At 61.3% G+C, this 17,542-nt stretch carries 22 protein-coding genes and 1 tRNA gene; 7 read left to right on the top strand and 16 right to left on the bottom strand.

Translation table 11 applies throughout. The annotated features are described in order from the left end of the window. Window position 1: 1 nt before the first annotated feature. Together PRtIB026_RS13285 and PRtIB026_RS13280 are read left to right on the top strand one after the other, a co-directional pair. Entirely contained in the window at window positions 2–565 is a 564-nt protein-coding gene (locus PRtIB026_RS13285; RefSeq protein WP_203647238.1) for a hypothetical protein, read from the top strand. Continuing rightward, complete coding sequence (locus PRtIB026_RS13280; RefSeq protein WP_203647239.1) at window positions 562–951, top strand: hypothetical protein; 390 nt, start codon at window positions 562–564, stop codon at window positions 949–951. Before PRtIB026_RS13285 ends, PRtIB026_RS13280 begins: the two co-directional genes overlap by 4 nt. A gap of 110 nt (window positions 952–1,061) precedes the next feature. Here PRtIB026_RS13280 and PRtIB026_RS13275 read toward each other — a convergent pair whose 3' ends face one another. Both PRtIB026_RS13275 and PRtIB026_RS13270 read right to left on the bottom strand, forming a co-directional pair. Next, a complete protein-coding gene (locus tag PRtIB026_RS13275) occupies window positions 1,062–1,370 on the bottom strand; it encodes a DUF3077 domain-containing protein (protein WP_203647240.1) in 309 nt (102 codons plus the stop codon). A 76-nt stretch (window positions 1,371–1,446) separates the two neighbouring features. After that, window positions 1,447–1,683 carry a hypothetical protein gene (locus PRtIB026_RS13270; RefSeq protein WP_028688843.1) on the bottom strand — a complete coding sequence of 79 codons (237 nt, stop codon included), beginning with the start codon at window positions 1,681–1,683 and terminating at the stop codon, window positions 1,447–1,449. A 472-nt stretch (window positions 1,684–2,155) separates the two neighbouring features. Between PRtIB026_RS13270 and PRtIB026_RS13265 the strand changes: the two genes are divergently transcribed. Continuing rightward, window positions 2,156–3,247: an HNH endonuclease gene (locus PRtIB026_RS13265; protein WP_203647241.1), complete on the top strand. Its 1,092-nt coding sequence runs from the start codon at window positions 2,156–2,158 to the stop codon at window positions 3,245–3,247. 203 nt (window positions 3,248–3,450) lie between these two features. Next, window positions 3,451–4,479 (top strand): DUF4238 domain-containing protein, encoded by a 1,029-nt coding sequence (locus PRtIB026_RS13260; protein WP_203647242.1) that lies wholly within the window; start codon window positions 3,451–3,453, stop codon window positions 4,477–4,479. Between the two features lie 60 nt (window positions 4,480–4,539). Here the strand turns inward: PRtIB026_RS13260 and PRtIB026_RS13255 are convergent. The 9 genes from PRtIB026_RS13255 to thrS form a co-directional block, all read right to left on the bottom strand. Beyond that, window positions 4,540–4,616: transfer RNA gene (locus PRtIB026_RS13255), tRNA-Pro, on the bottom strand. Window positions 4,617–4,715: 99 nt separating this feature from the next. Then, entirely contained in the window at window positions 4,716–5,072 is a 357-nt protein-coding gene (locus PRtIB026_RS13250; RefSeq protein ID WP_011533210.1) for a MerR family transcriptional regulator, read from the bottom strand. Continuing rightward, on the bottom strand, window positions 5,053–5,355 hold the full coding sequence (ihfA, locus tag PRtIB026_RS13245) for an integration host factor subunit alpha (protein ID WP_009394049.1): 303 nt from the start codon (window positions 5,353–5,355) through the stop codon (window positions 5,053–5,055). Before ihfA ends, PRtIB026_RS13250 begins: the two co-directional genes overlap by 20 nt. A gap of 4 nt (window positions 5,356–5,359) precedes the next feature. After that, entirely contained in the window at window positions 5,360–7,741 is a 2,382-nt protein-coding gene (gene pheT, locus PRtIB026_RS13240; protein WP_203647243.1) for a phenylalanine--tRNA ligase subunit beta, read from the bottom strand. 31 nt (window positions 7,742–7,772) lie between these two features. After that, window positions 7,773–8,789: a phenylalanine--tRNA ligase subunit alpha gene (pheS, locus tag PRtIB026_RS13235; RefSeq protein ID WP_186661675.1), complete on the bottom strand. Its 1,017-nt coding sequence runs from the start codon at window positions 8,787–8,789 to the stop codon at window positions 7,773–7,775. A gap of 111 nt (window positions 8,790–8,900) precedes the next feature. Then, window positions 8,901–9,257, bottom strand: a complete 357-nt coding sequence (gene rplT, locus PRtIB026_RS13230; RefSeq protein WP_003250671.1) for a 50S ribosomal protein L20 — start codon at window positions 9,255–9,257, stop codon at window positions 8,901–8,903. Window positions 9,258–9,284: 27 nt separating this feature from the next. After that, the gene (gene rpmI / locus PRtIB026_RS13225) at window positions 9,285–9,479 is read right to left on the bottom strand and encodes a 50S ribosomal protein L35 (RefSeq protein WP_003250667.1); all 195 of its coding nucleotides are present in this window, start codon (window positions 9,477–9,479) and stop codon (window positions 9,285–9,287) included. Window positions 9,480–9,542: 63 nt separating this feature from the next. Further along, complete coding sequence (gene infC, locus PRtIB026_RS13220) at window positions 9,543–10,094, bottom strand: translation initiation factor IF-3 (RefSeq protein ID WP_172670897.1); 552 nt, start codon at window positions 10,092–10,094, stop codon at window positions 9,543–9,545. Then, entirely contained in the window at window positions 10,094–12,016 is a 1,923-nt protein-coding gene (gene thrS / locus PRtIB026_RS13215; protein ID WP_203647245.1) for a threonine--tRNA ligase, read from the bottom strand. The genes infC and thrS overlap by 1 nt, the downstream gene beginning before the upstream one ends. A 333-nt stretch (window positions 12,017–12,349) precedes the next feature. Between thrS and PRtIB026_RS13210 the strand changes: the two genes are divergently transcribed. Together PRtIB026_RS13210 and PRtIB026_RS13205 are read left to right on the top strand one after the other, a co-directional pair. After that, the gene (locus PRtIB026_RS13210; RefSeq protein WP_110738971.1) at window positions 12,350–12,655 is read left to right on the top strand and encodes a hypothetical protein; all 306 of its coding nucleotides are present in this window, start codon (window positions 12,350–12,352) and stop codon (window positions 12,653–12,655) included. Window positions 12,656–12,818: 163 nt separating this feature from the next. Next, the gene (locus PRtIB026_RS13205) at window positions 12,819–13,031 is read left to right on the top strand and encodes a cold-shock protein (RefSeq protein ID WP_007956027.1); all 213 of its coding nucleotides are present in this window, start codon (window positions 12,819–12,821) and stop codon (window positions 13,029–13,031) included. A 210-nt stretch (window positions 13,032–13,241) separates the two neighbouring features. Here the strand turns inward: PRtIB026_RS13205 and PRtIB026_RS13200 are convergent, their stop codons facing one another. Next, window positions 13,242–13,562, bottom strand: coding sequence for an I78 family peptidase inhibitor (locus PRtIB026_RS13200; protein ID WP_203647246.1), 321 nt, complete (start codon window positions 13,560–13,562; stop codon window positions 13,242–13,244). 289 nt (window positions 13,563–13,851) lie between these two features. On the opposite strand from PRtIB026_RS13200, the gene PRtIB026_RS13195 reads away from it, so the two are divergent. After that, window positions 13,852–14,064, top strand: coding sequence for a hypothetical protein (locus PRtIB026_RS13195; RefSeq protein WP_203647247.1), 213 nt, complete (start codon window positions 13,852–13,854; stop codon window positions 14,062–14,064). Here PRtIB026_RS13195 and PRtIB026_RS13190 read toward each other — a convergent pair. The 4 genes from PRtIB026_RS13190 to PRtIB026_RS13175 all read right to left on the bottom strand — a co-directional run bounded on the left by PRtIB026_RS13190 (window position 14,036) and on the right by PRtIB026_RS13175 (window position 17,538). Continuing rightward, the gene (locus PRtIB026_RS13190; RefSeq protein ID WP_203647248.1) at window positions 14,036–15,046 is read right to left on the bottom strand and encodes a nucleoside hydrolase; all 1,011 of its coding nucleotides are present in this window, start codon (window positions 15,044–15,046) and stop codon (window positions 14,036–14,038) included. The two genes, PRtIB026_RS13195 and PRtIB026_RS13190, sit on opposite strands and share 29 nt — an antisense overlap. Window positions 15,047–15,193: 147 nt before the next feature. After that, window positions 15,194–15,598, bottom strand: a complete 405-nt coding sequence (gene rbsD, locus PRtIB026_RS13185; protein ID WP_110738967.1) for a D-ribose pyranase — start codon at window positions 15,596–15,598, stop codon at window positions 15,194–15,196. Further along, window positions 15,595–16,503, bottom strand: coding sequence for a ribokinase (gene rbsK, locus PRtIB026_RS13180; protein ID WP_203647249.1), 909 nt, complete (start codon window positions 16,501–16,503; stop codon window positions 15,595–15,597). The genes rbsD and rbsK overlap by 4 nt, the downstream gene beginning before the upstream one ends. Before the next feature lie 9 nt (window positions 16,504–16,512). Then, a complete protein-coding gene (locus PRtIB026_RS13175) occupies window positions 16,513–17,538 on the bottom strand; it encodes a LacI family DNA-binding transcriptional regulator (RefSeq protein WP_203647250.1) in 1,026 nt (341 codons plus the stop codon). Window positions 17,539–17,542 lie beyond the last annotated feature (4 nt).

Raw genomic sequence — 17,542 nt, 5'->3', positions numbered from 1 at the left:
CATGCGTCACAGACTTCCACTCCCCTGCCAATGGCTAGCCATCCTGGCTCTGGCCTGCAGCACCTCGGCCCTGGCCGAACAAGCTGCGGGCGACTACTGGATCATCTACGGCAAAGGCGAACGCCTGCACAACGAGGTCTACGTCGCCGATGCCGCCGGCATCCTGCAAAAGCCCGGCGGCGTGCAATCGGCCCAGGTCATGCAGCTGTTCGAAGACCCAGCCTTCCCGACCCTCGCCGCCTACGAGGTGCAGGTCAAATGCAAACAGCGCCAGATCCGCCTGGACAGCGCCCGGGCGATACGTCGCTTCGACGGCGCCGTGCGCGATGTGAAAACCAACGCAAAAGACTGGGCCGCACCAAAGGACTACTGGCTGCAGCGCACCTTCGCCTTCGTCTGCGCCCCCGACAACCGCGCACGCAACCAGATGCTGTCGATCGGCAAGATGCCGGCGGCGAAGATGGTCGCCACCATCCAGGCCATGTTCATCCAGTTGATCGGCGTCCAGGCCAACAGCCAAACGGTGCAGGAGTTGGACGACATGCTGGCGAACACCCCACGATGAGCACGCGCCCTTTGCTGGTCCTTGGCCTGTTGCTGCCGACGCTGGCCGGCTGCATCCCGACCCTGCCGGAGCTGATGGCGGGCAACCAATGGCAAGGGCGCGACGCCAAGCAGGCCATCGACTTCTTCGGCCCGCCCATGCGCATGGAGCCGTTGCCCGGCGGCGCTGGGGTGCAGTTGGGCTGGTACCGCGATACCACCTACGTGCAAAAGGAGGTGGTCGGTAGTACCGCCGAGATGCAAGGCAACGTGATGGTCCATACCAACTACTGGGACGACGTGGCCCATCCTGGCGGCTGCACGATTCTGATGTCGGTGAACAAGGCGCGACAGATCAACGACTTTTCCACCAAGGGACGCTGTAATGGCGTGAACCTGGCGCCATAACGGCTAGCCGAAACGCGGCAGTGAACTTGTTGGTGCGGGATCGTGGGAGCGGGCTTGCCCCGCGATAGCGTCCACCCAGACAACCAAGCCCCCAGCCAGATACCCTCCCCCTACTCAGCCCCCCGCCCAACCATCAACCCATGATTCACATCCTGGGCCAACGCCTTGGCCATGCCACTGAGGTAATGCACCGCCGTCAGCAGCGTAGGCAGATGATCAGTCTCCACCATCGCCAGATCACTGATCTTGTGCACCGCACACATCAGCACGGTCGCCTGCTCCACCGCATGGTCCAGCGGATGCCCCGCCACCACGCGGAACAGCGGGTCTTGCACACTCACCTGCGCGCCTTCGCCGAAATGCCCGACGCCGGTGGTGGCGAGTTTCTTGATGCGCGGGATTTGCAATTCCTTATCCATACCATACCTCCTGCGGCCCCGCGAACGGCGCGGGGCCTGATCGGTGAACATCAAGTGCGAGCCCAGGCTCGCCAGGTCAGTGCCGTGATTGCACGCGGCTTAGCGCCACCTCCACCAAGGTGCGGGCGCTGTCGATTTCGTGCATGGCGGCGAGGGTCAGGACCTGGCCTGGGGGTTTAGCGTGGAGCAGGACGGTCTGCTGGCTGACGGTCAGGGCGCAGACGAGGTATTCGGAGATCTGGACCAGGAGGTCTTCGAGGGTGTGGGTGGTGTATTTGTCGTGCAGGGGTGGATCGGGGACTATTTTCAGCATGGTAGCGCTCCTATTTTCAAATGGAGCTACCGTTCTCTGCTGTCAAACAGAAAGGTGGCAGCTGTACGCGGGTTGACAGACCGGGAAAATAGGAAACCGGCGCACCGAAGTGCCCCACGTACAGCCACCATAGACGGCCATGCACGCGCGTTACTATCTTCCCGGTCTGTCAAAACCGGTCGCTGAATTGGCAGCGACTTGGCGAGACTAGATGGGTGATGCAGCGGCTGCAACGGGCTGTAAGGGGGTAGAAGTATGTTTCGGAAACGGACTACAGAGAAGAGGGAAAATCCGATTCCGTAGGCCCTGGGCACGCCTGCTGCCACAACGAATATGAACCTGAAACGCATACGAACTCTCGCGCGGACGCTACGGTCGCAGTGGCGCTTTGCCAGTTTTTCTTGAACCGTTTGATCACTTTGGCGACGATGGGGAATTCTCCTACAAACATCGGCGACAAAGGGCAGCACACGTGGCGATCAAAGCTGTATCGAAGGAACGTATTGACGAGGCTTTGCTGGAATTTGACCGCGACTTTAGAGGAAGACGAGAGTGGCTTGGCTGGGAGACGAACCTGCCCCACCGCTACGCGATTGCTGTAGGGGGTACATCGTATCCAGCAAAGAAAATAATCTCCTTGGCTACCGGTATCGCAGTGGGCCAATTCCCTGGCGGACACCTCACAAACCGCTATTTAGAAAAGCGTGGGTTTACCATTATCGAGCTGCAAAGCACTGGTCTAGAACCAGTCCTGCAGTTCGAGCCTGGGGCCATTTACGATCGCGTGACTGAAATCAACGGGCCATTCGGGGGTAGCCGGCAGAGCGGCATAGCGACATCCGCCACCCACCCAGTGATTTTCTTGTTTACAGGTGATAGTGGCGAGCAATACGGCTATGCCGACAGCTGGGACAACGGTGCGTTTCTCTACACCGGTGAAGGGAAGCGTGGGCCTATGAAATTGAACCGTGGCAACAGAGCTGTCGCTGAGCATGCTGAGACAGGTCGTGCGCTTCATCTGTTCAAATCGCTCGGCAAAGGAAAAGGTAATCGCTATATAGGTGAGTTCTGCTGCGCCGAGGTCTTTGAACGAATCCAACCGGATGTTGACGGTAAGGACCGTACTGCTCTTGTATTCAGATTGGTACCTGTGGGCAGTCCAGAGCTGAGCATCGAAACTGAGTTGGGGACGGAGGTTGAACTCGAAGATTCGTTAGCTGCTGCTCGGATAGCCGCTCTGGCTGCCTGCAAGCCGGTAACGAATGCAATGGACCAATCGGCGCATCGCAAAATTTACCAGCGCAGCCGGAAGGTCGCTCACTACGTCCTCATGCGTGCCAAAGGCTTATGTGAAAGCTGCGACAAGCCAGCCCCCTTCATTAAGAAGGATGGAACCCCATACCTGGAGCCGCATCATGTAAATCGGCTCTCTGACGGAGGCCTCGACCACCCTCGATACGTAGGTGCTGTCTGCCCGTCTTGCCATCGCGAGATTCACTCGGGCGTGCACGGCATGTCGCTCAATGAGCGATTAAAGCAAAGACTCAAAACAATTGAAGGCTGAATTTAACTTGTCAAACTAGCAGATTCGCCGCTGTTTAGCTTTGATAGCAGGCATCGCCGCCAGCTGTGGGCGAGGTGCAATGAGCAATGGCTATACCCGTGTTGTGATCGGGAGCGATACGAATTGCTGCGCTGGACGATGCTGCTCCCGTACAAACCGAATTGGCGCGAATAAAAAGTTAACTCCATCAGAAGGACTCTGTAATGCAGCAGCTACGCAAGGACAACCACTACGTACCTGAGCTCTATCTTAAGCAATGGGCAGATAATAATAGTGTCCTTGCATACCGGTTAGTCGTACCAAACGAGAATGTTAGAACCTGGAAAAGACATTCTTTGAAGGGAATTGGCTACCAAAAGCACCTTTACACCTATTGGGCCGGAGGTGCGGAAACTGACGAGTTTGAGTGCTGGCTAGATCGAGAGTTCGAGAGCCCTGCCCACGAAGCAATTCGGAGGGTTGTGCAGGAGGAACGCTTAGAACCAGAGCATTGGAGACGCTTGGTGCGGTTCGCATTGGCCCAAGATGTCCGTACTCCAGCACGACTAAAGGAGTTCATCCATCGTCAAAATAAAACGCTGAAACCATTGATGGATGACGTTCTGAAGCGTTCTATTCATGAAATGGAGGATGCAATTCAGCAGGGTGTACCGTTACCTCAGCCGGCCACAGATGTTGTTGACTCATCCTCGCTGTTCAAGACATTTATCGAACCGTTGCCGGAGGGCGGAGGAGCCATAAGGGTTGAGACCATCGTGGGGCGGCAAATGTGGATCTGGAGCATGAAGCGCATTTTAACGCAGACAATCCAAATTCTACCCAAACACCGGTGGACGATCCTGCATGCACCTCCAGGTGTCTCCTGGCCAACCTCAGATAATCCTCTAATCAAACTCAACTACCAAGACCCACGTAACTATGACACTAGAGGTGGTTGGGGTGTGAATAAAGGCGACATTCTCCTTCCATTAAGCCCAAAGCACTTGCTCCACACTTGCATCGGCCAGAAAGGCTGGCCACGTGGGAAAATTCTTGATCCCGATATCGCCCGACATATCAGGAAGATCATCATAGAACATGCTCACCAATACGTGTTTGCCAAAGAGCCTGAGGACATTCACCTGATCCGTCCCAGGCTGGTATGCCCAGAAACTTGCAAGAGCGAGAGGGCAGCGTGGGATCGTTGGCACGCGGATCAGTGCGCTGCAGAACGAGAAATGCAGGCCAGATAATAATTTTTCCCAACATAAAAAAACCCAGCCACCTAAATGACTGGGTTTTTTAGGGATTTTTGGTCGGGACGGAGTGATTCGAACACTCGACCCCTTGCACCCCATGCAAGTGCGCTACCGGGCTGCGCTACGCCCCGACATCATTCTCGATACCGCTGAGAACGTTGAAGAATTTAACCTAACCTTTTGAATAATGGAAGCTTTTTTTCAAAAATTTCCACTCGTCACCAACCAGGTCATTTCTTCAACACCACCAACACATCCTCCAACTCCGCAATCATCTGCCGAATCAGCTGCTTGTACTGGCTGGACTCATCCTTGACCTCATCACTGGAGAGCCGTAACCGCGCCCCGCCAATGGTAAAGCCCTGGTCATACAGCAAAGCGCGGATCTGGCGGATCATCAGCACGTCCTGGCGCTGATAATACCGCCGGTTGCCACGGCGCTTCACCGGGTTGAGCTGCGGAAATTCCTGCTCCCAGTAGCGCAGCACGTGCGGTTTTACCGCACAGAGCTCGCTGACTTCACCGATGGTGAAGTAGCGTTTGCCCGGGATGGGGGGCAGCTCGTCGTTATGGCTTGGTTCCAGCATAGGCCTCTACCCGGGCTTTCAGCTTCTGCCCTGGACGAAAGGTGACGACGCGGCGCGCGGTGATCGGGATCTCTTCCCCTGTTTTAGGGTTGCGGCCCGGCCGCTGGCGTTTGTCGCGAAGGTCGAAGTTGCCGAAACCGGACAACTTCACCTGCTCGTTGTCTTCAAGCGCGTGCCGAATTTCTTCGAAAAACAGCTCGACCAGCTCCTTGGCCTCACGCTTGTTAAGCCCCAGCTCCTCGTACAGCCTTTCGGCCATCTCAGCTTTCGTCAGAGCACCCATGCCGTTATTTCCTTAACGTGGTGTTCAACCTTTGTTCAAGCGAGGTGAGGATAGTCTGCAGGGTTTCATTCACCTCATCGTCGTTAAGAGTGCGCGATGGATGTTGCCAGGTCAAGCCGACGGCCAGGCTTTTTCTATCAGGATCAATGCCTTTACCCTGGTAGACGTCAAACAGCCTGAGGTCTGTGAGCCATTCGCCTGCATTGTCACGAATTACTTCAAGCACCGAGCTAGAAGCCACATCACGACCTGCGATCAAGGCCAGGTCACGGCGGGTTTCCGGGAACTTGGACAGTTCGCTGAACTTCGGCAGGCGGCCTTCGACTACATCGCCGAGCACCAGCTCGAAGACGAACACCGGGCGGTCGAGGCCGAGGGTCTTGGCCAGCTCCGGGTGGATGGCGCCGAGGTAGCCGACTTCCTTGCCGTCGCGCTCGATGCGGGCGGTCTGGCCAGGGTGCAGGGCTGGGTGCTTGCCGGCGACGAAGCTGAAGTCGCTCAGGGCACCGGAATAGCCCAGCAGGGCTTCCACGTCGGCTTTGACGTCGAAGAAGTCGATGCCGTCGCGGCCGTTTGCCCAGCCTTCTGGCTGGCGGCTGCCGGTGACGACGCCGGCGATCATCGGCTGCTGCTTGAGGTCACCGAGCTGGCCGACGAAGCGCAGGCCGCTTTCGAACAGGCGCACGCGGTCTTGCTGGCGGTTGAGGTTGTGCTGCATCGCCTTGACCAGGCCCGGCCACAGCGAGGCGCGCATGGCGGCCATGTCGCTGGAGATGGGGTTGGCCAGCAGCAGCGGCTCGACGCCTGGGGTGAACAGCTCGAACAGTTTCGGGTCGATGAAGCTGTAGGTGATGGCTTCCTGGTAGCCGCGGGCGACCAGCAGACGGCGCAGGTTCGGCAGCTCGCCGCGGGTTTCCGGGCGGGCTTGCGGGGCCAGGCGGGCCTGTGGGTAGCGGACCGGCAGGTTGTTGTAGCCGTACAGGCGGGCCAGCTCTTCGATCAGGTCGACTTCCAGGCTGACGTCGAAGCGGTGGCTTGGAACGGTGACCGTCCACTCCCCTGCCCCATTGGCGCTGGTCTTCAGCTCCAGGGCGTTGAGCAGCTGCTCGACCTGGGCGGCGTCCATCTGCATGCCGAGCATCTGGGTGATGCGTTCGGCGCGCAGGGTGATCGGCGCGATGTTCGGCAGGTGCTGCTCGCTCACGGTCTCGACTACGGGGCCTGCTTCGCCGCCGACGATCTCGAGGATCAGGGCGGTGGCGCGCTCCATGGCTTCACGGGCCAGTTGCGAATCCACGCCGCGCTCGTAACGGTGCGAGGCGTCGGTGTGCAGGCCGTAGGAACGGGCCTTGCCGGCGACGGAGATCGGCTCGAAGAAGGCGCTTTCGAGGAACAGGTCGCGGGTCTTCTCGGTGTTGACGCCGCTGTGCTCGCCACCCATCACGCCGGCAATGGCCAGGGCGCGGGTGTGGTCGGCGATCACCAGGGTGTCGGCGCGCAGGGCGACTTCCTGGCCGTCCAGCAGGACGAGCTTCTCGCCTTCCTCGGCCATGCGTACGCGGATGCCGCCGTTGATTTCGGCGAGGTCGAAGGCGTGCATCGGCTGGCCGAGTTCGAGCATCACGTAGTTGGTGATGTCGACGGCGGCGTCGATGCTGCGCACGTCGCTGCGGCGCAGGCGCTCGACCATCCACAGCGGGGTCGGCTTGCTCAGGTCGACGTTGCGGATCACGCGGCCCAGGTAGCGTGGGCAGGCGGCCGGGGCGCTGACTTCGACCGGGCGCACTTCGTCGTGGGCGGCCGGTACGGCCGGCACCACCGGGCGGGTGACCGGCACGTCGTACAGGGCGCTGACGTCACGGGCCAGGCCGGCCAGGGACAGGCAGTCGCCGCGGTTCGGGGTCAGGCCGATCTCGATGCTGGCGTCGTCCAGGTTCAGGTACTGACGGATGTCCTGGCCCACCGGGGCGTCGGCGGCCAGTTCCAGCAGGCCGTCGTTTTCTTCGGTGATCTGCAGTTCAGCCGCCGAGCAGAGCATGCCGAACGACTCGACGCCGCGCAGCTTGGCCTTCTTGATCTTGAAGTCGCCCGGCAGTTCGGCGCCGATCATGGCGAACGGGATCTTGATGCCCGGGCGGGCATTCGGGGCGCCGCAGACCACCTGGAAGGTCTCTGCGCCGTTGCTCACCTGGCACACGCGCAGCTTGTCGGCGTCCGGGTGTTGTTCGGTGGTGAGGATCTCGCCCACCACGATGCCGCTGAACTGGCCGGCAGCGGGGGTCACACTGTCGACTTCGAGGCCGGCCATGGACAGGCGGGCGACCAGTTCGTCACGGGAGACTTGCGGGTTTACCCAACCGCGCAGCCACTGTTCACTGAATTTCATGCTGTTCTCCTGAAAGTTGCGTCGATTGGGCCTAGCGGAATTGAGCCAAGAACCGCAGGTCGTTGTCGAAGAACAGACGCAAATCGTTGACGCCATAGCGCAGCATGGCCAGGCGCTCGGCGCCCATGCCGAAGGCGAAGCCCTGGAACTCTTCCGGGTCGATGCCGGACATGCGCAGCACGTTCGGGTGGACCATGCCGCAGCCCATCACTTCCAGCCAGCCGGTCTGCTTGCAGACGCGGCAGCCGTTGCCGGAACACATCACGCACTGGATGTCGACTTCGGCGCTTGGCTCGGTGAAGGGGAAGAACGACGGGCGGAAGCGCACGGCCAGTTCTTTCTCGAAGAACACCCGCAGGAACTCTTCGATGGTGCCCTTGAGGTCGGCGAAGTTGATGCCACGGTCGATCAGCAGGCCTTCGACCTGGTGGAACATCGGCGAGTGGGTGATATCCGAGTCGCAACGGTACACACGGCCTGGGCAGACGATGCGGATCGGCGGCTGGGTGCTTTCCATGGTGCGCACCTGGACCGGCGAGGTGTGGGTGCGCAGCAGCATGTTGGCGTTGAAATAGAAGGTGTCGTGCATCGCCCGGGCCGGGTGGTGGCCGGGGATGTTGAGCGCTTCGAAGTTGTGGTAGTCGTCTTCGACCTCGGGGCCTTCGGCGATGCCGTAGCCGATATGGGTGAAGAACTGCTCGATGCGCTCGAGAGTACGGGTGATCGGGTGCAGCCCGCCGGTGGTCTGGCCACGGCCTGGCAGGGTGACGTCGATGCATTCGGCGGCCAGGCGAGCGTTGAGCTCGGCCTCTTCAAAACCGGCCTTGCGTGCGTTGAGCACGTCGGTGACGCGTTCCTTGGCGTCGTTGATCAGCGCGCCAACCTTGGGGCGCTCTTCGGCTGGCAGGTTGCCCAGGGTCTTCATCACCTGGGTCAGCTCGCCTTTCTTGCCGAGGAATTGGACCCGGATCTGTTCCAGGGTAGTGATGTCTTCAGCGCGTTCCACGGCCTCGAGGGCTTGGGCGACCAGCGCGTCCAGGTTTTCCATGTACAGACTCCAGATACGAAAATAGGGGAAGAGCTTTTGAAGGCTCTTCCCCTATCCGATGACGTTTTACACCCGACGGCGCAGGCGCCGCCGGATGATTGTCGTGGGTACTTAAGCCAGTACGGCTTTAGCCTTCTCGACAATCGCAGCAAACGCCGCTTTTTCGTTCACTGCCAGATCGGCCAGAACCTTACGGTCGATTTCGATCGACGCCTTTTTCAGGCCAGCAATCAGACGGCTGTACGACAGACCGTTGGTGCGGGCACCGGCGTTGATACGAGCGATCCACAGTGCGCGGAACTGACGCTTCTTCTGGCGACGGTCGCGGTAGGCGTATTGGCCTGCCTTGATGACCGCTTGCTTGGCAACACGGAATACGCGCGAACGTGCACCGTAGTAACCTTTAGCCAGTTTCAGAATTTTTTTGTGACGCTTACGAGCGATAACGCCGCGCTTAACACGAGCCATGAGTAACTTCCTCTATCTTAACCAGAATTAACGAACGCGCAGCATGCGCTCGACTTTTGCCACGTCAGACGGGTGCAGCAGGCTGGCACCGCGCAGTTGACGCTTACGCTTGGTCGACATTTTGGTCAGGATGTGGCTCTTGAAAGCGTGCTTGTGCTTGAAGCCGGAAGCCGTCTTCAGGAAGCGCTTCGCAGCACCGCTCTTGGTTTTCATTTTTGGCATGTTGGAACTCCGCATTCGAATAAAAATTACACAATAATCATCAGGCCTGCCGTGCCCGGGAGATTACTTCTTCTTTTTGGGGGCGATGACCATCATAAGCTGGCGTCCTTCCATCTTCGGATGCTGCTCAACGGTGCCGTATTCCACGAGGTCAGCTTCGACCCGCTTCAACAGCTCCATGCCCAGCTCCTGGTGGGCCATCTCACGGCCGCGGAATCTCAGAGAGATCTTGGCCTTGTCCCCATCGCTAAGGAAACGTACCAGGTTGCGTAGTTTTACCTGGTAATCCCCTTCTTCCGTCCCTGGACGAAACTTGATTTCTTTGATCTGGATCTGCTTCTGGTTCTTCTTGGCTTCGTTGGCCTGCTTCTTCTTCTCGAAGAGGTGCTTGCCGTAGTCCATCACCTTGCAGACGGGCGGTACCGCGTCTGCAGAGATTTCCACCAGATCCAGCTTCGCTTCATCAGCGATACGCAGCGCTTCATCAATCGAGACGATGCCAATCTGCTCGCCGTCAGCACCAATTAACCGAACCTCGCGTGCCGAGATATTCTCGTTGATCGGGGCTTTCGGTGCAGTTCGTTTATCGTTTCTCATTTCACGCTTAATAGTCATTACTCCGATTCTTGGCGACCACGCCGGGAAACCGCTTGCGACAGCAGCTCAGCGAACTGCGCGACGGGCATCGAGCCCAGGTCTGCGCCTTCGCGGGTGCGCACAGCGACGGTTTGCGTTTCGACTTCGCGATCCCCTATAACCAAAAGATAAGGGACCCGCAGCAACGTATGCTCGCGGATTTTAAAGCCGATCTTCTCATTTCTCAAGTCCGACTTGGCACGGAATCCGCTACCGTTCAGGTCTTTTTCCACCTCGAGGGCGAAATCGGCCTGCTTGTCGGTGATGTTCATGATCACCGCCTGGGTCGGCGCGAGCCAGGCCGGGAACACGCCGGCGTAGTGCTCGATCAGCATGCCGATGAAGCGCTCGAACGAACCGAGGATGGCGCGGTGCAGCATCACCGGGCGCACGCGGCTGTTGTCTTCGGCGATGTAGCTGGCGTCCAGGCGCTCAGGCAGGTTCGGGTCGTACTGCAGGGTGCCGCACTGCCAGTTACGGCCGAGGCAGTCGCGCAGGGTGAACTCGATCTTCGGACCGTAGAACGCGCCCTCGCCCGGCTGGTATTCCCACTCCAGGCCCGACTCGTTCAGGGCGTCGGCCAGCGCACCCTCGGCGCGGTCCCACAGCTCTTCGGAGCCCACGCGCTTGGCTGGGCGGGTCGAGAGCTTCATGGCGACGTCGGTGAAGCCGAAGTCCTTGTATACGTCCAGGGTCAGCTTGATGAAGTCGGCGGCTTCTTTCTTCACCTGGTCTTCGGTGCAGAAGATGTGCGCGTCGTCCTGCACAAAGCCACGCACGCGCATGATGCCGTGCAGGGCGCCGGACGGCTCGTTACGGTGGCAGGCACCGAACTCGGCCAGGCGCAGCGGCAGGTCGCGGTAGGATTTGAGGCCCTGGTTGAACACCTGCACGTGGCACGGGCAGTTCATCGGTTTTACCGCGTAGTCGCGGTTTTCCGACGAAGTGGTGAACATGTTCTCGGCGTAGTTGGACCAGTGGCCGGAACGCTCCCAGAGGATGCGGTCGACGACCTGCGGGGTCTTGATTTCCTGGTAGCCGTTTTCACGCTGAACCTGGCGCATGTACTGCTCGAGCACCTGGTACACGGTCCAGCCGTTGGCGTGCCAGAACACCATGCCCGGGGCTTCTTCCTGCAGGTGGAACAGGTCGAGCTGCTTGCCGATCTTGCGGTGGTCGCGTTTTTCGGCTTCTTCGATGCGCTGGATGTAGGCGGCCAGCTGCTTCTTGTCGGCCCAGGCGGTGCCGTACACACGCTGCAGCTGCTCGTTCTTGGCGTCGCCGCGCCAGTAGGCGCCGCTCAGCTTGGTCAGCTTGAACGCTTTGAGGAAACGCGTGTTCGGCACGTGCGGGCCACGGCACATGTCGACGTATTCTTCGTGGTAGTACAGGCCCATGGCCTGTTCATCCGGCATGTCCTCGACCAGGCGCAGCTTGTAGTCTTCGCCACGCTGGGTGAACACGTCGATGACTTCGGCGCGCGGGGTCATCTTCTTGACGACGTCGTAGTCCGTGTCGATCAGCTGCTGCATGCGCTTTTCGATGGCGGCGAGGTCGTCCGGGGTGAAGGGACGCTCGTAGGCGATGTCGTAATAGAAGCCTTCGTCGATCACTGGGCCGATCACCATGCGGGCGGTCGGGTACAGCTGCTTCACCGCGTGGCCGATCAGGTGGGCGCACGAGTGACGGATGATCTCCAGTCCCTCTTCATCTTTAGGGGTGATGATCTGCAGGGTGGCGTCGTGGTCGATCTTGTCGCAGGCATCGACGAGCTTGCCGTCGACCTTGCCGGCCAGGGTGGCCTTGGCCAGGCCCGCACCAATCGAGGCGGCGACTTCGGCTACGGATACCGGCTGGTCGAACGTGCGTTGACTGCCATCGGGAAGAGTAATAATGGGCATGGCGCCTCCTCTCCTAGTGGTGACCCCTACCAAAGGTCACGTGGGTTGGGATGAGCCAGTACAAGATCCGCCCTGCCTTTCCCGCGGGAAAGCCTGCCTCACAGTGGCAGAGACCTTTCGGCCTGCCAGGGACGAACCAGAGTGACTGGAAGGTAAAAGTTGCAGGCCGCCAGTGGCGAGCCGCAAGCCGAGCATGCTAGCACGCGGGTTGCACCCGGTCGCAGAAATATTTGGAAATTACGCCGCCGGGGTGAACTTGTGCAGAAAATTTCCTATCAGACCTTCTGAAGCAACCTACTCTTGATGAGACCTTTACCCAAGGAGTGTTCGGTTATGCGACTTCAGTCCCTTCTGGCTGCCTGCGCCGCAAGCGCCCTGCTGCTGCCGCTGGCCGCCAACGCAGGCAATTTCCCCGCCGGCAAGGAGGCGCCCTACATGGCTCAATGCCAACAGGTGGCGAGCGGCCAGGGCGTGGACGCGGCGACGGCGAAGAAGCACTGCGAATGTGGCGCCAAAGTGATCAAGGAGAAATTCACCGACAAGGAAATCAATGACCTCACCACCGCGGAGGATGGCGTTGACGCCAATCTGATGCAGAAGGCCCAGCAGGCAGTACGGGCCACCTGCACCGCAAAATAGGCAGGGTTGACTGGCCATTGCACGCATCTTTTGCGCTGGATCAACATCCTGCGAAGGTAAAAGGCGCTAGATACGCAGAAATGGACTATAGTGTCGTCGGTGCTACTGAAGCTACGGCGACATTGCACCCCGATAAAAAATCATGTTTCTGGAGATTCACCCCATGTCCAATCGCCAAACCGGCACCGTCAAGTGGTTCAACGATGAGAAAGGCTTCGGCTTCATCACTCCTCAAGGCGGCGGCGACGACCTGTTCGTACACTTCAAGGCCATCGAAACCGACGGTTTCAAAAGCCTGAAAGAAGGCCAAACTGTTTCCTTCGTAGCCGAAAAAGGCCAGAAGGGCATGCAGGCCGCGCAGGTTCGTCCGGAGTAATTTTCGGATAGCTGCAAAAAAACCCGCCACTTGTGGCGGGTTTTTTATTGGCTGCCAGAATCACGCAGCACCTTTGTAGGAGCGGCCTCGTGCCGCGAAAGGGCCGCAACGCGGCCCCGGCGATCTGTGTTGTGGCGAAGAACCTGGGGCCGCTTTGCGGCCCTTTCGCGGCGCAAGGCCGCTCCTACAGGGGGCGGCAGCGCCGGGGGATCAACCGCAGTTGACCCGGGTAACCACACCCTTGTCGTCGACATTCAGGTTCAGCCGCTCGGAACGGTATTCCAGGGTGATCATGTCGTGGGGCTTGAGGATGCGCGCCATCTGCGAGCCACTGGCCTTGCGCGCCTGCTCCAGCAGCTCTGGCGAGGCCAGCTTGCCGATGGTGAAGTCGGCGCCACTGGCTTCGCAGCGGCCGTCATTGCCGGCCGGGGTGGCCTGGGCACTGCTGCCGCCCGTGGAGCCACCAGTGCTGCAACCTGCCAGAACGGAAGCCACCAGCAAGGTCGCCAGGGAAGCGCGGGTACGGAACATGAATCCTCCTAAATAAATCCGGGAACTGCCTGATGCGACAATTCCTCCAGGCATTTGTTGCACAACCGTACGATTCTGCCTGACTCGGCCACTTGACGCGAAAGGCAATCGTGACCGGATTTTGCACCGAACCGCCGGTTCGGCCAACCGCGCCCCTTATGCTTAAGTCGCAGGTCCCGTCACGCAAAGGCATGATTTACTGCAAGTAAGCGGAGCGCGCAACGCCTCCCCTTCGAACGCCAGGACGCGGTATTCGACCTATCACCCAGGCCCCAGCGAGAACCGCCCCATGAGCAGCCACAGCATCGACGCCGATATCAAGGTCAAGTGGGACGAGGGCCAGAGCGCCTACAGCCCGAGCACGCCTGAAGAACTGATGCTGATCGCCGTCGACCTGCTGGTGCGCGACCGCGGCGGTGACGCGGCGCGCAGCTTCATCGAGCAGGTGCTCGGGCGCCACGCGCCGCATGAGGCTATTTCAATCGAGCCAGGCGGGCGCTGAGCAGGTCGAAGAAGCCCTGGGCGTTGCCCTCCTTGATCCACGTCACGTTGGCGGGTTGCTTGAGCACACCGTACCAGTCGGCGACGGTCTGGCCGAAGGTCGGGCCTTCGCGGCTGTCGACCACCATGTGCACCTGCCGGCCTTCGAACAGATCAGGCTTGAGCAGGTAGGCAATGACGCTGGCGTCATGCACCGGGCCGCCGGGCATGCCGTAGTTGTCCATGTCGAACTTGATGTAGGCGTTGAGGATATCCACCACCAGCTTGCTGGCGTGGTTGTTCACTGCCGCCAGCTGCTTGAGGCGGGCGTCGCTGGTGAGCACCTTGTGGGTGACGTCCAGCGGCAGGTAGGTCAGCTTGACGCCGCTGGCCAGCACCACCTCGGCGGCGTGGGGGTCGGCGAACAGGTTGAATTCGGCAGCCGGAGTGATGTTGCCGCCGTTGAAGTGGGCACCGCCCATCACCACCACTTCCTTGATGCCGTTGACGATCTCGGGCTTCTGGATCAGCGCCAGGGCCAGGTTGGTCTGCGGGCCGAGCATGGCGATGGTGATGCTGTGGGGTTCGGCGCTGCCCAGGGTGTCGATCAGGTACTGCACGGCGTTGCCGTTGGCCAGGGGCTTTTTCGGTTCGTGGACCTTGACGCCGGTCAGGCCTTCCTCGCCGTGGACGTTGGCGGCGTAGATCGGCGTGCGTACCATCGGCCGCCCTGCCCCGGCGTACACCGGGATCTCTTCGCGGCCGGCCCATTCACGGGCCAGGCGGGCGTTGCGCGAGGTCTTTTCCAGGCGCACGTTGCCGGCCACGGTGGTGATGGCGCGAATCTTCAGCTCCTCGGGCGAGGCCATGGCCAGCAGCAGGGCCACCACGTCGTCGGCGCCGGGGTCAGTGTCGATGATCAGGTCGCGGGGCGCGGCCATGACGGCGGTGGCGGCTAGCGCGGACATGAGGACGGCTCCTTGGAGCAGGGATTTGAGGGACATTCAGCACTCCTTGTTGCTAGGGGATGGATTCAACAGGGGCCGCTTTGCGGCCCTTTCGCGGCACAAGGCCGCTCCTACACGAATCGGGTTGCCCCTCTGTAGGAGCGGCCTTGCGCCGCGATCGAGGGCAAAGCCCTCGCATTCGGTCTAGAAAGTAACGCCAGCCACCAGGGCAATATTGCTATAGGGCTTGCACTCCCCCGTACGCACCACGGCTCGAGCCTGGCGACACAGGGTCTTGAAATCGGCATGGCTGAGCACCTGGCGCTGGCCCAGCTCGCCGCCGGCATGCAGCTGCTCGACCTCGGCCAACCCCGGCGGCAAAGCCTGGAACACCTCTTCGGCCAGCACATGCCGCTCGACCTGCATCTCGCTCAGCACCACGCGCAGCACACTGGCGAAATCCGGGATGCCCGGGGTCAGCGCCAGGTCGATCAGTTCCACGCCCGGCGGCACCGGCAAACCAGCGTCACCGATCACCAGGATGTCACCGTGGCCCAGCCCGGCGATGGTGCGCGACAGGGCGATGTTCAACAGTGGCGTCTTCTTCATGGCGTCAGCTCCCGCAGATACGGAATCGACGGCTGGGCACCGGCGCGGGTGACGGACAACGCAGCCGCGCGTTGGCCGACGATGATCGCCTGCTCTTCCGGCAGCCCCCGGGCCAGGCCCGCGGCGAACCCGCCGACAAAGGTGTCGCCGGCCGCCGTGGTGTCCACCGCTTCGACCTCCGGCGCCGGAAAGTGGCGGCCCTCGCCATCATCGACCAGCAGCGCGCCCTGGGCACCGAGGGTGACGATCACCTTGCCCGCGCCCATCCTGCGCAGGCGCCGGCCAGCCCGGCGCGCGCTGTCCAGATCGTTGACCGGCAGGCCAGCCAGGGCCTCGGCCTCGCTCTCGTTGGGGATCAGGTAATCGATGTGGGCAAACCATTCCACCGGCAGCGGCCCGCTGGCCGGCGCCGGGTTGAGGATCACCTTCTTGCCCAGCTCGCGGCCACGGGCCAGGGTCCAGGCCACGGTGGCCGTCGGCACCTCCAACTGGCAGATGATCACCTCGGCCTGCTGCAGCAGGCTGTCGAACCGGCGCACCGACTCAGGCCCGAGCAGGCCATTGCCGCCCGGGATGATGACAATGGCGTTCTGGCTGGCGGCATCCACCACGATCAGCGCCACGCCACTGGAGACGCCACTGCACACACCAACGCCCTGGCAGTCGATGCCCTCCACTTCCAGGGCTCGACGCAGCTGCTGGCCATAGGCATCGTCACCGACGTTACCGACCATCGCCACGCTGGCCCCCAGACGCGCCGCGGCCACGGCCTGGTTGGCACCCTTGCCGCCAGGCACGGTGAAGAAACTTTCGCCGGCCAGGGTCTCGCCGCCCCGGGGCAGGCGCTGGGCGCGGGCCACCAGGTCCATGTTCAGGCTGCCGACCACAACCACCTTGGCATTCATGGGTATTCCTTAACGGTAATCGTTGAACAGGTCCGGGCGCGGCCCGGTGGATTCACGCAAGACGATGCGCGGGGCGACGATGCGCTGCTCGGCGGCGCCGTCGCGCCGCGGCGTGACGATGCGCGACAGCAGCAGGCCGGCGGCGCTCTCGCCCAGCTCGCGGATCGACTGGCCGACGGTGGTCAGCGACGGGTACACGTAGCGGCTCAGCTCGATGTCGTCGAAGCCGATCACCGACAGCTCGCCGGGCACGTCGATATTGCGTTCGGCGGCGGCGCGCAACACGCCGAAGCCGATCATGTCGTTGCCGGCGAAGATCGCCGTGGGCCGCTCGCCATCGAGCAGGCGCGCCGCGGCGGCATGCCCGCCGGGGCTGGTGAAGTCGCTGTGCAGCACATGGCCTGGGGCGATGCGCACATCGGCCTCGGCCATCGCCCGGCGGAAACCGGCCAGGCGCAGTTGGCTGACACCGGTGTCCACCGGGCCGCCGATGGTGGCGATCTCGCGATGGCCCAGCTCCAGCAGGTGGCGGGTGGCCAGGTAGGCGCCCTGCTCGTGGTCGATGCGCACCAGGTCGGCCTCGACGCCGTCCAGGGCGCGGTCGACGATGACCATCGGCGTGCGCACGCCGCCGAGGCTGTCGAGCAGGTCCTGGTCCTCGCCCACCGAGGCGACGATCAGCCCGTCGATGCGTTTTTCCAGCAGTACGCGCAGGTAGCTGCGCTGCTTCTGCGGGTTGTCGTCGGAGTTGCACAGGATCACGCAGTAGCCGTTGCGCTCGCAGGCATCCTCGATACCCCGGGCCAACTCGGCGAAGTACGGGTTGACGCTGTTGGGCACCAACAGGCCGATGGTGGCGGTGCTGCGCGCCTTGAGCGAGCGCGCCACGGCGCTGGGCACGTAGTCGAGCTCGGCGATCGCCGCCTCGACCTTCACCCGCACGTGCTCGCTGACCGGGCGAGTCTTGTTCAGTACATGGGACACGGTGGTGTAGGAAATACCCGCCAGTGCCGCGACGTCTTTGATGGTTGCCATGGTT

The organism is Pseudomonas sp. RtIB026 (assembly GCF_016861355.2).
GTDB lineage: Bacteria > Pseudomonadota > Gammaproteobacteria > Pseudomonadales > Pseudomonadaceae > Aquipseudomonas > Aquipseudomonas peradeniyensis.
Note: the sequence above shows the minus strand (reverse complement) of the source record. Positions and strands in the feature narration are given on the sequence as shown.

What these genes read in the sequence shown, in the direction of transcription:
- PRtIB026_RS13285 (WP_203647238.1), top strand. Translation starts at nt 2, where the DNA reads ATGCGTCACAGACTTCCACTCCCCTGCCAATGGCTAGCCATCCTGGCT.
- PRtIB026_RS13280 (WP_203647239.1), top strand. Translation starts at nt 562, where the DNA reads ATGAGCACGCGCCCTTTGCTGGTCCTTGGCCTGTTGCTGCCGACGCTG.
- PRtIB026_RS13275 (WP_203647240.1), bottom strand. Translation starts at nt 1,370, where the DNA reads ATGGATAAGGAATTGCAAATCCCGCGCATCAAGAAACTCGCCACCACC.
- PRtIB026_RS13270 (WP_028688843.1), bottom strand. Translation starts at nt 1,683, where the DNA reads ATGCTGAAAATAGTCCCCGATCCACCCCTGCACGACAAATACACCACC.
- PRtIB026_RS13260 (WP_203647242.1), top strand. Translation starts at nt 3,451, where the DNA reads ATGCAGCAGCTACGCAAGGACAACCACTACGTACCTGAGCTCTATCTT.
- PRtIB026_RS13250 (WP_011533210.1), bottom strand. Translation starts at nt 5,072, where the DNA reads ATGCTGGAACCAAGCCATAACGACGAGCTGCCCCCCATCCCGGGCAAA.
- ihfA (WP_009394049.1), bottom strand. Translation starts at nt 5,355, where the DNA reads ATGGGTGCTCTGACGAAAGCTGAGATGGCCGAAAGGCTGTACGAGGAG.
- pheT (WP_203647243.1), bottom strand. Translation starts at nt 7,741, where the DNA reads ATGAAATTCAGTGAACAGTGGCTGCGCGGTTGGGTAAACCCGCAAGTC.
- pheS (WP_186661675.1), bottom strand. Translation starts at nt 8,789, where the DNA reads ATGGAAAACCTGGACGCGCTGGTCGCCCAAGCCCTCGAGGCCGTGGAA.
- rplT (WP_003250671.1), bottom strand. Translation starts at nt 9,257, where the DNA reads ATGGCTCGTGTTAAGCGCGGCGTTATCGCTCGTAAGCGTCACAAAAAA.
- rpmI (WP_003250667.1), bottom strand. Translation starts at nt 9,479, where the DNA reads ATGCCAAAAATGAAAACCAAGAGCGGTGCTGCGAAGCGCTTCCTGAAG.
- infC (WP_172670897.1), bottom strand. Translation starts at nt 10,094, where the DNA reads ATGACTATTAAGCGTGAAATGAGAAACGATAAACGAACTGCACCGAAA.
- thrS (WP_203647245.1), bottom strand. Translation starts at nt 12,016, where the DNA reads ATGCCCATTATTACTCTTCCCGATGGCAGTCAACGCACGTTCGACCAG.
- PRtIB026_RS13210 (WP_110738971.1), top strand. Translation starts at nt 12,350, where the DNA reads ATGCGACTTCAGTCCCTTCTGGCTGCCTGCGCCGCAAGCGCCCTGCTG.
- PRtIB026_RS13205 (WP_007956027.1), top strand. Translation starts at nt 12,819, where the DNA reads ATGTCCAATCGCCAAACCGGCACCGTCAAGTGGTTCAACGATGAGAAA.
- PRtIB026_RS13200 (WP_203647246.1), bottom strand. Translation starts at nt 13,562, where the DNA reads ATGTTCCGTACCCGCGCTTCCCTGGCGACCTTGCTGGTGGCTTCCGTT.
- PRtIB026_RS13195 (WP_203647247.1), top strand. Translation starts at nt 13,852, where the DNA reads ATGAGCAGCCACAGCATCGACGCCGATATCAAGGTCAAGTGGGACGAG.
- PRtIB026_RS13190 (WP_203647248.1), bottom strand. Translation starts at nt 15,046, where the DNA reads ATGTCCCTCAAATCCCTGCTCCAAGGAGCCGTCCTCATGTCCGCGCTA.
- rbsD (WP_110738967.1), bottom strand. Translation starts at nt 15,598, where the DNA reads ATGAAGAAGACGCCACTGTTGAACATCGCCCTGTCGCGCACCATCGCC.
- rbsK (WP_203647249.1), bottom strand. Translation starts at nt 16,503, where the DNA reads ATGAATGCCAAGGTGGTTGTGGTCGGCAGCCTGAACATGGACCTGGTG.
- PRtIB026_RS13175 (WP_203647250.1), bottom strand. Translation starts at nt 17,538, where the DNA reads ATGGCAACCATCAAAGACGTCGCGGCACTGGCGGGTATTTCCTACACC.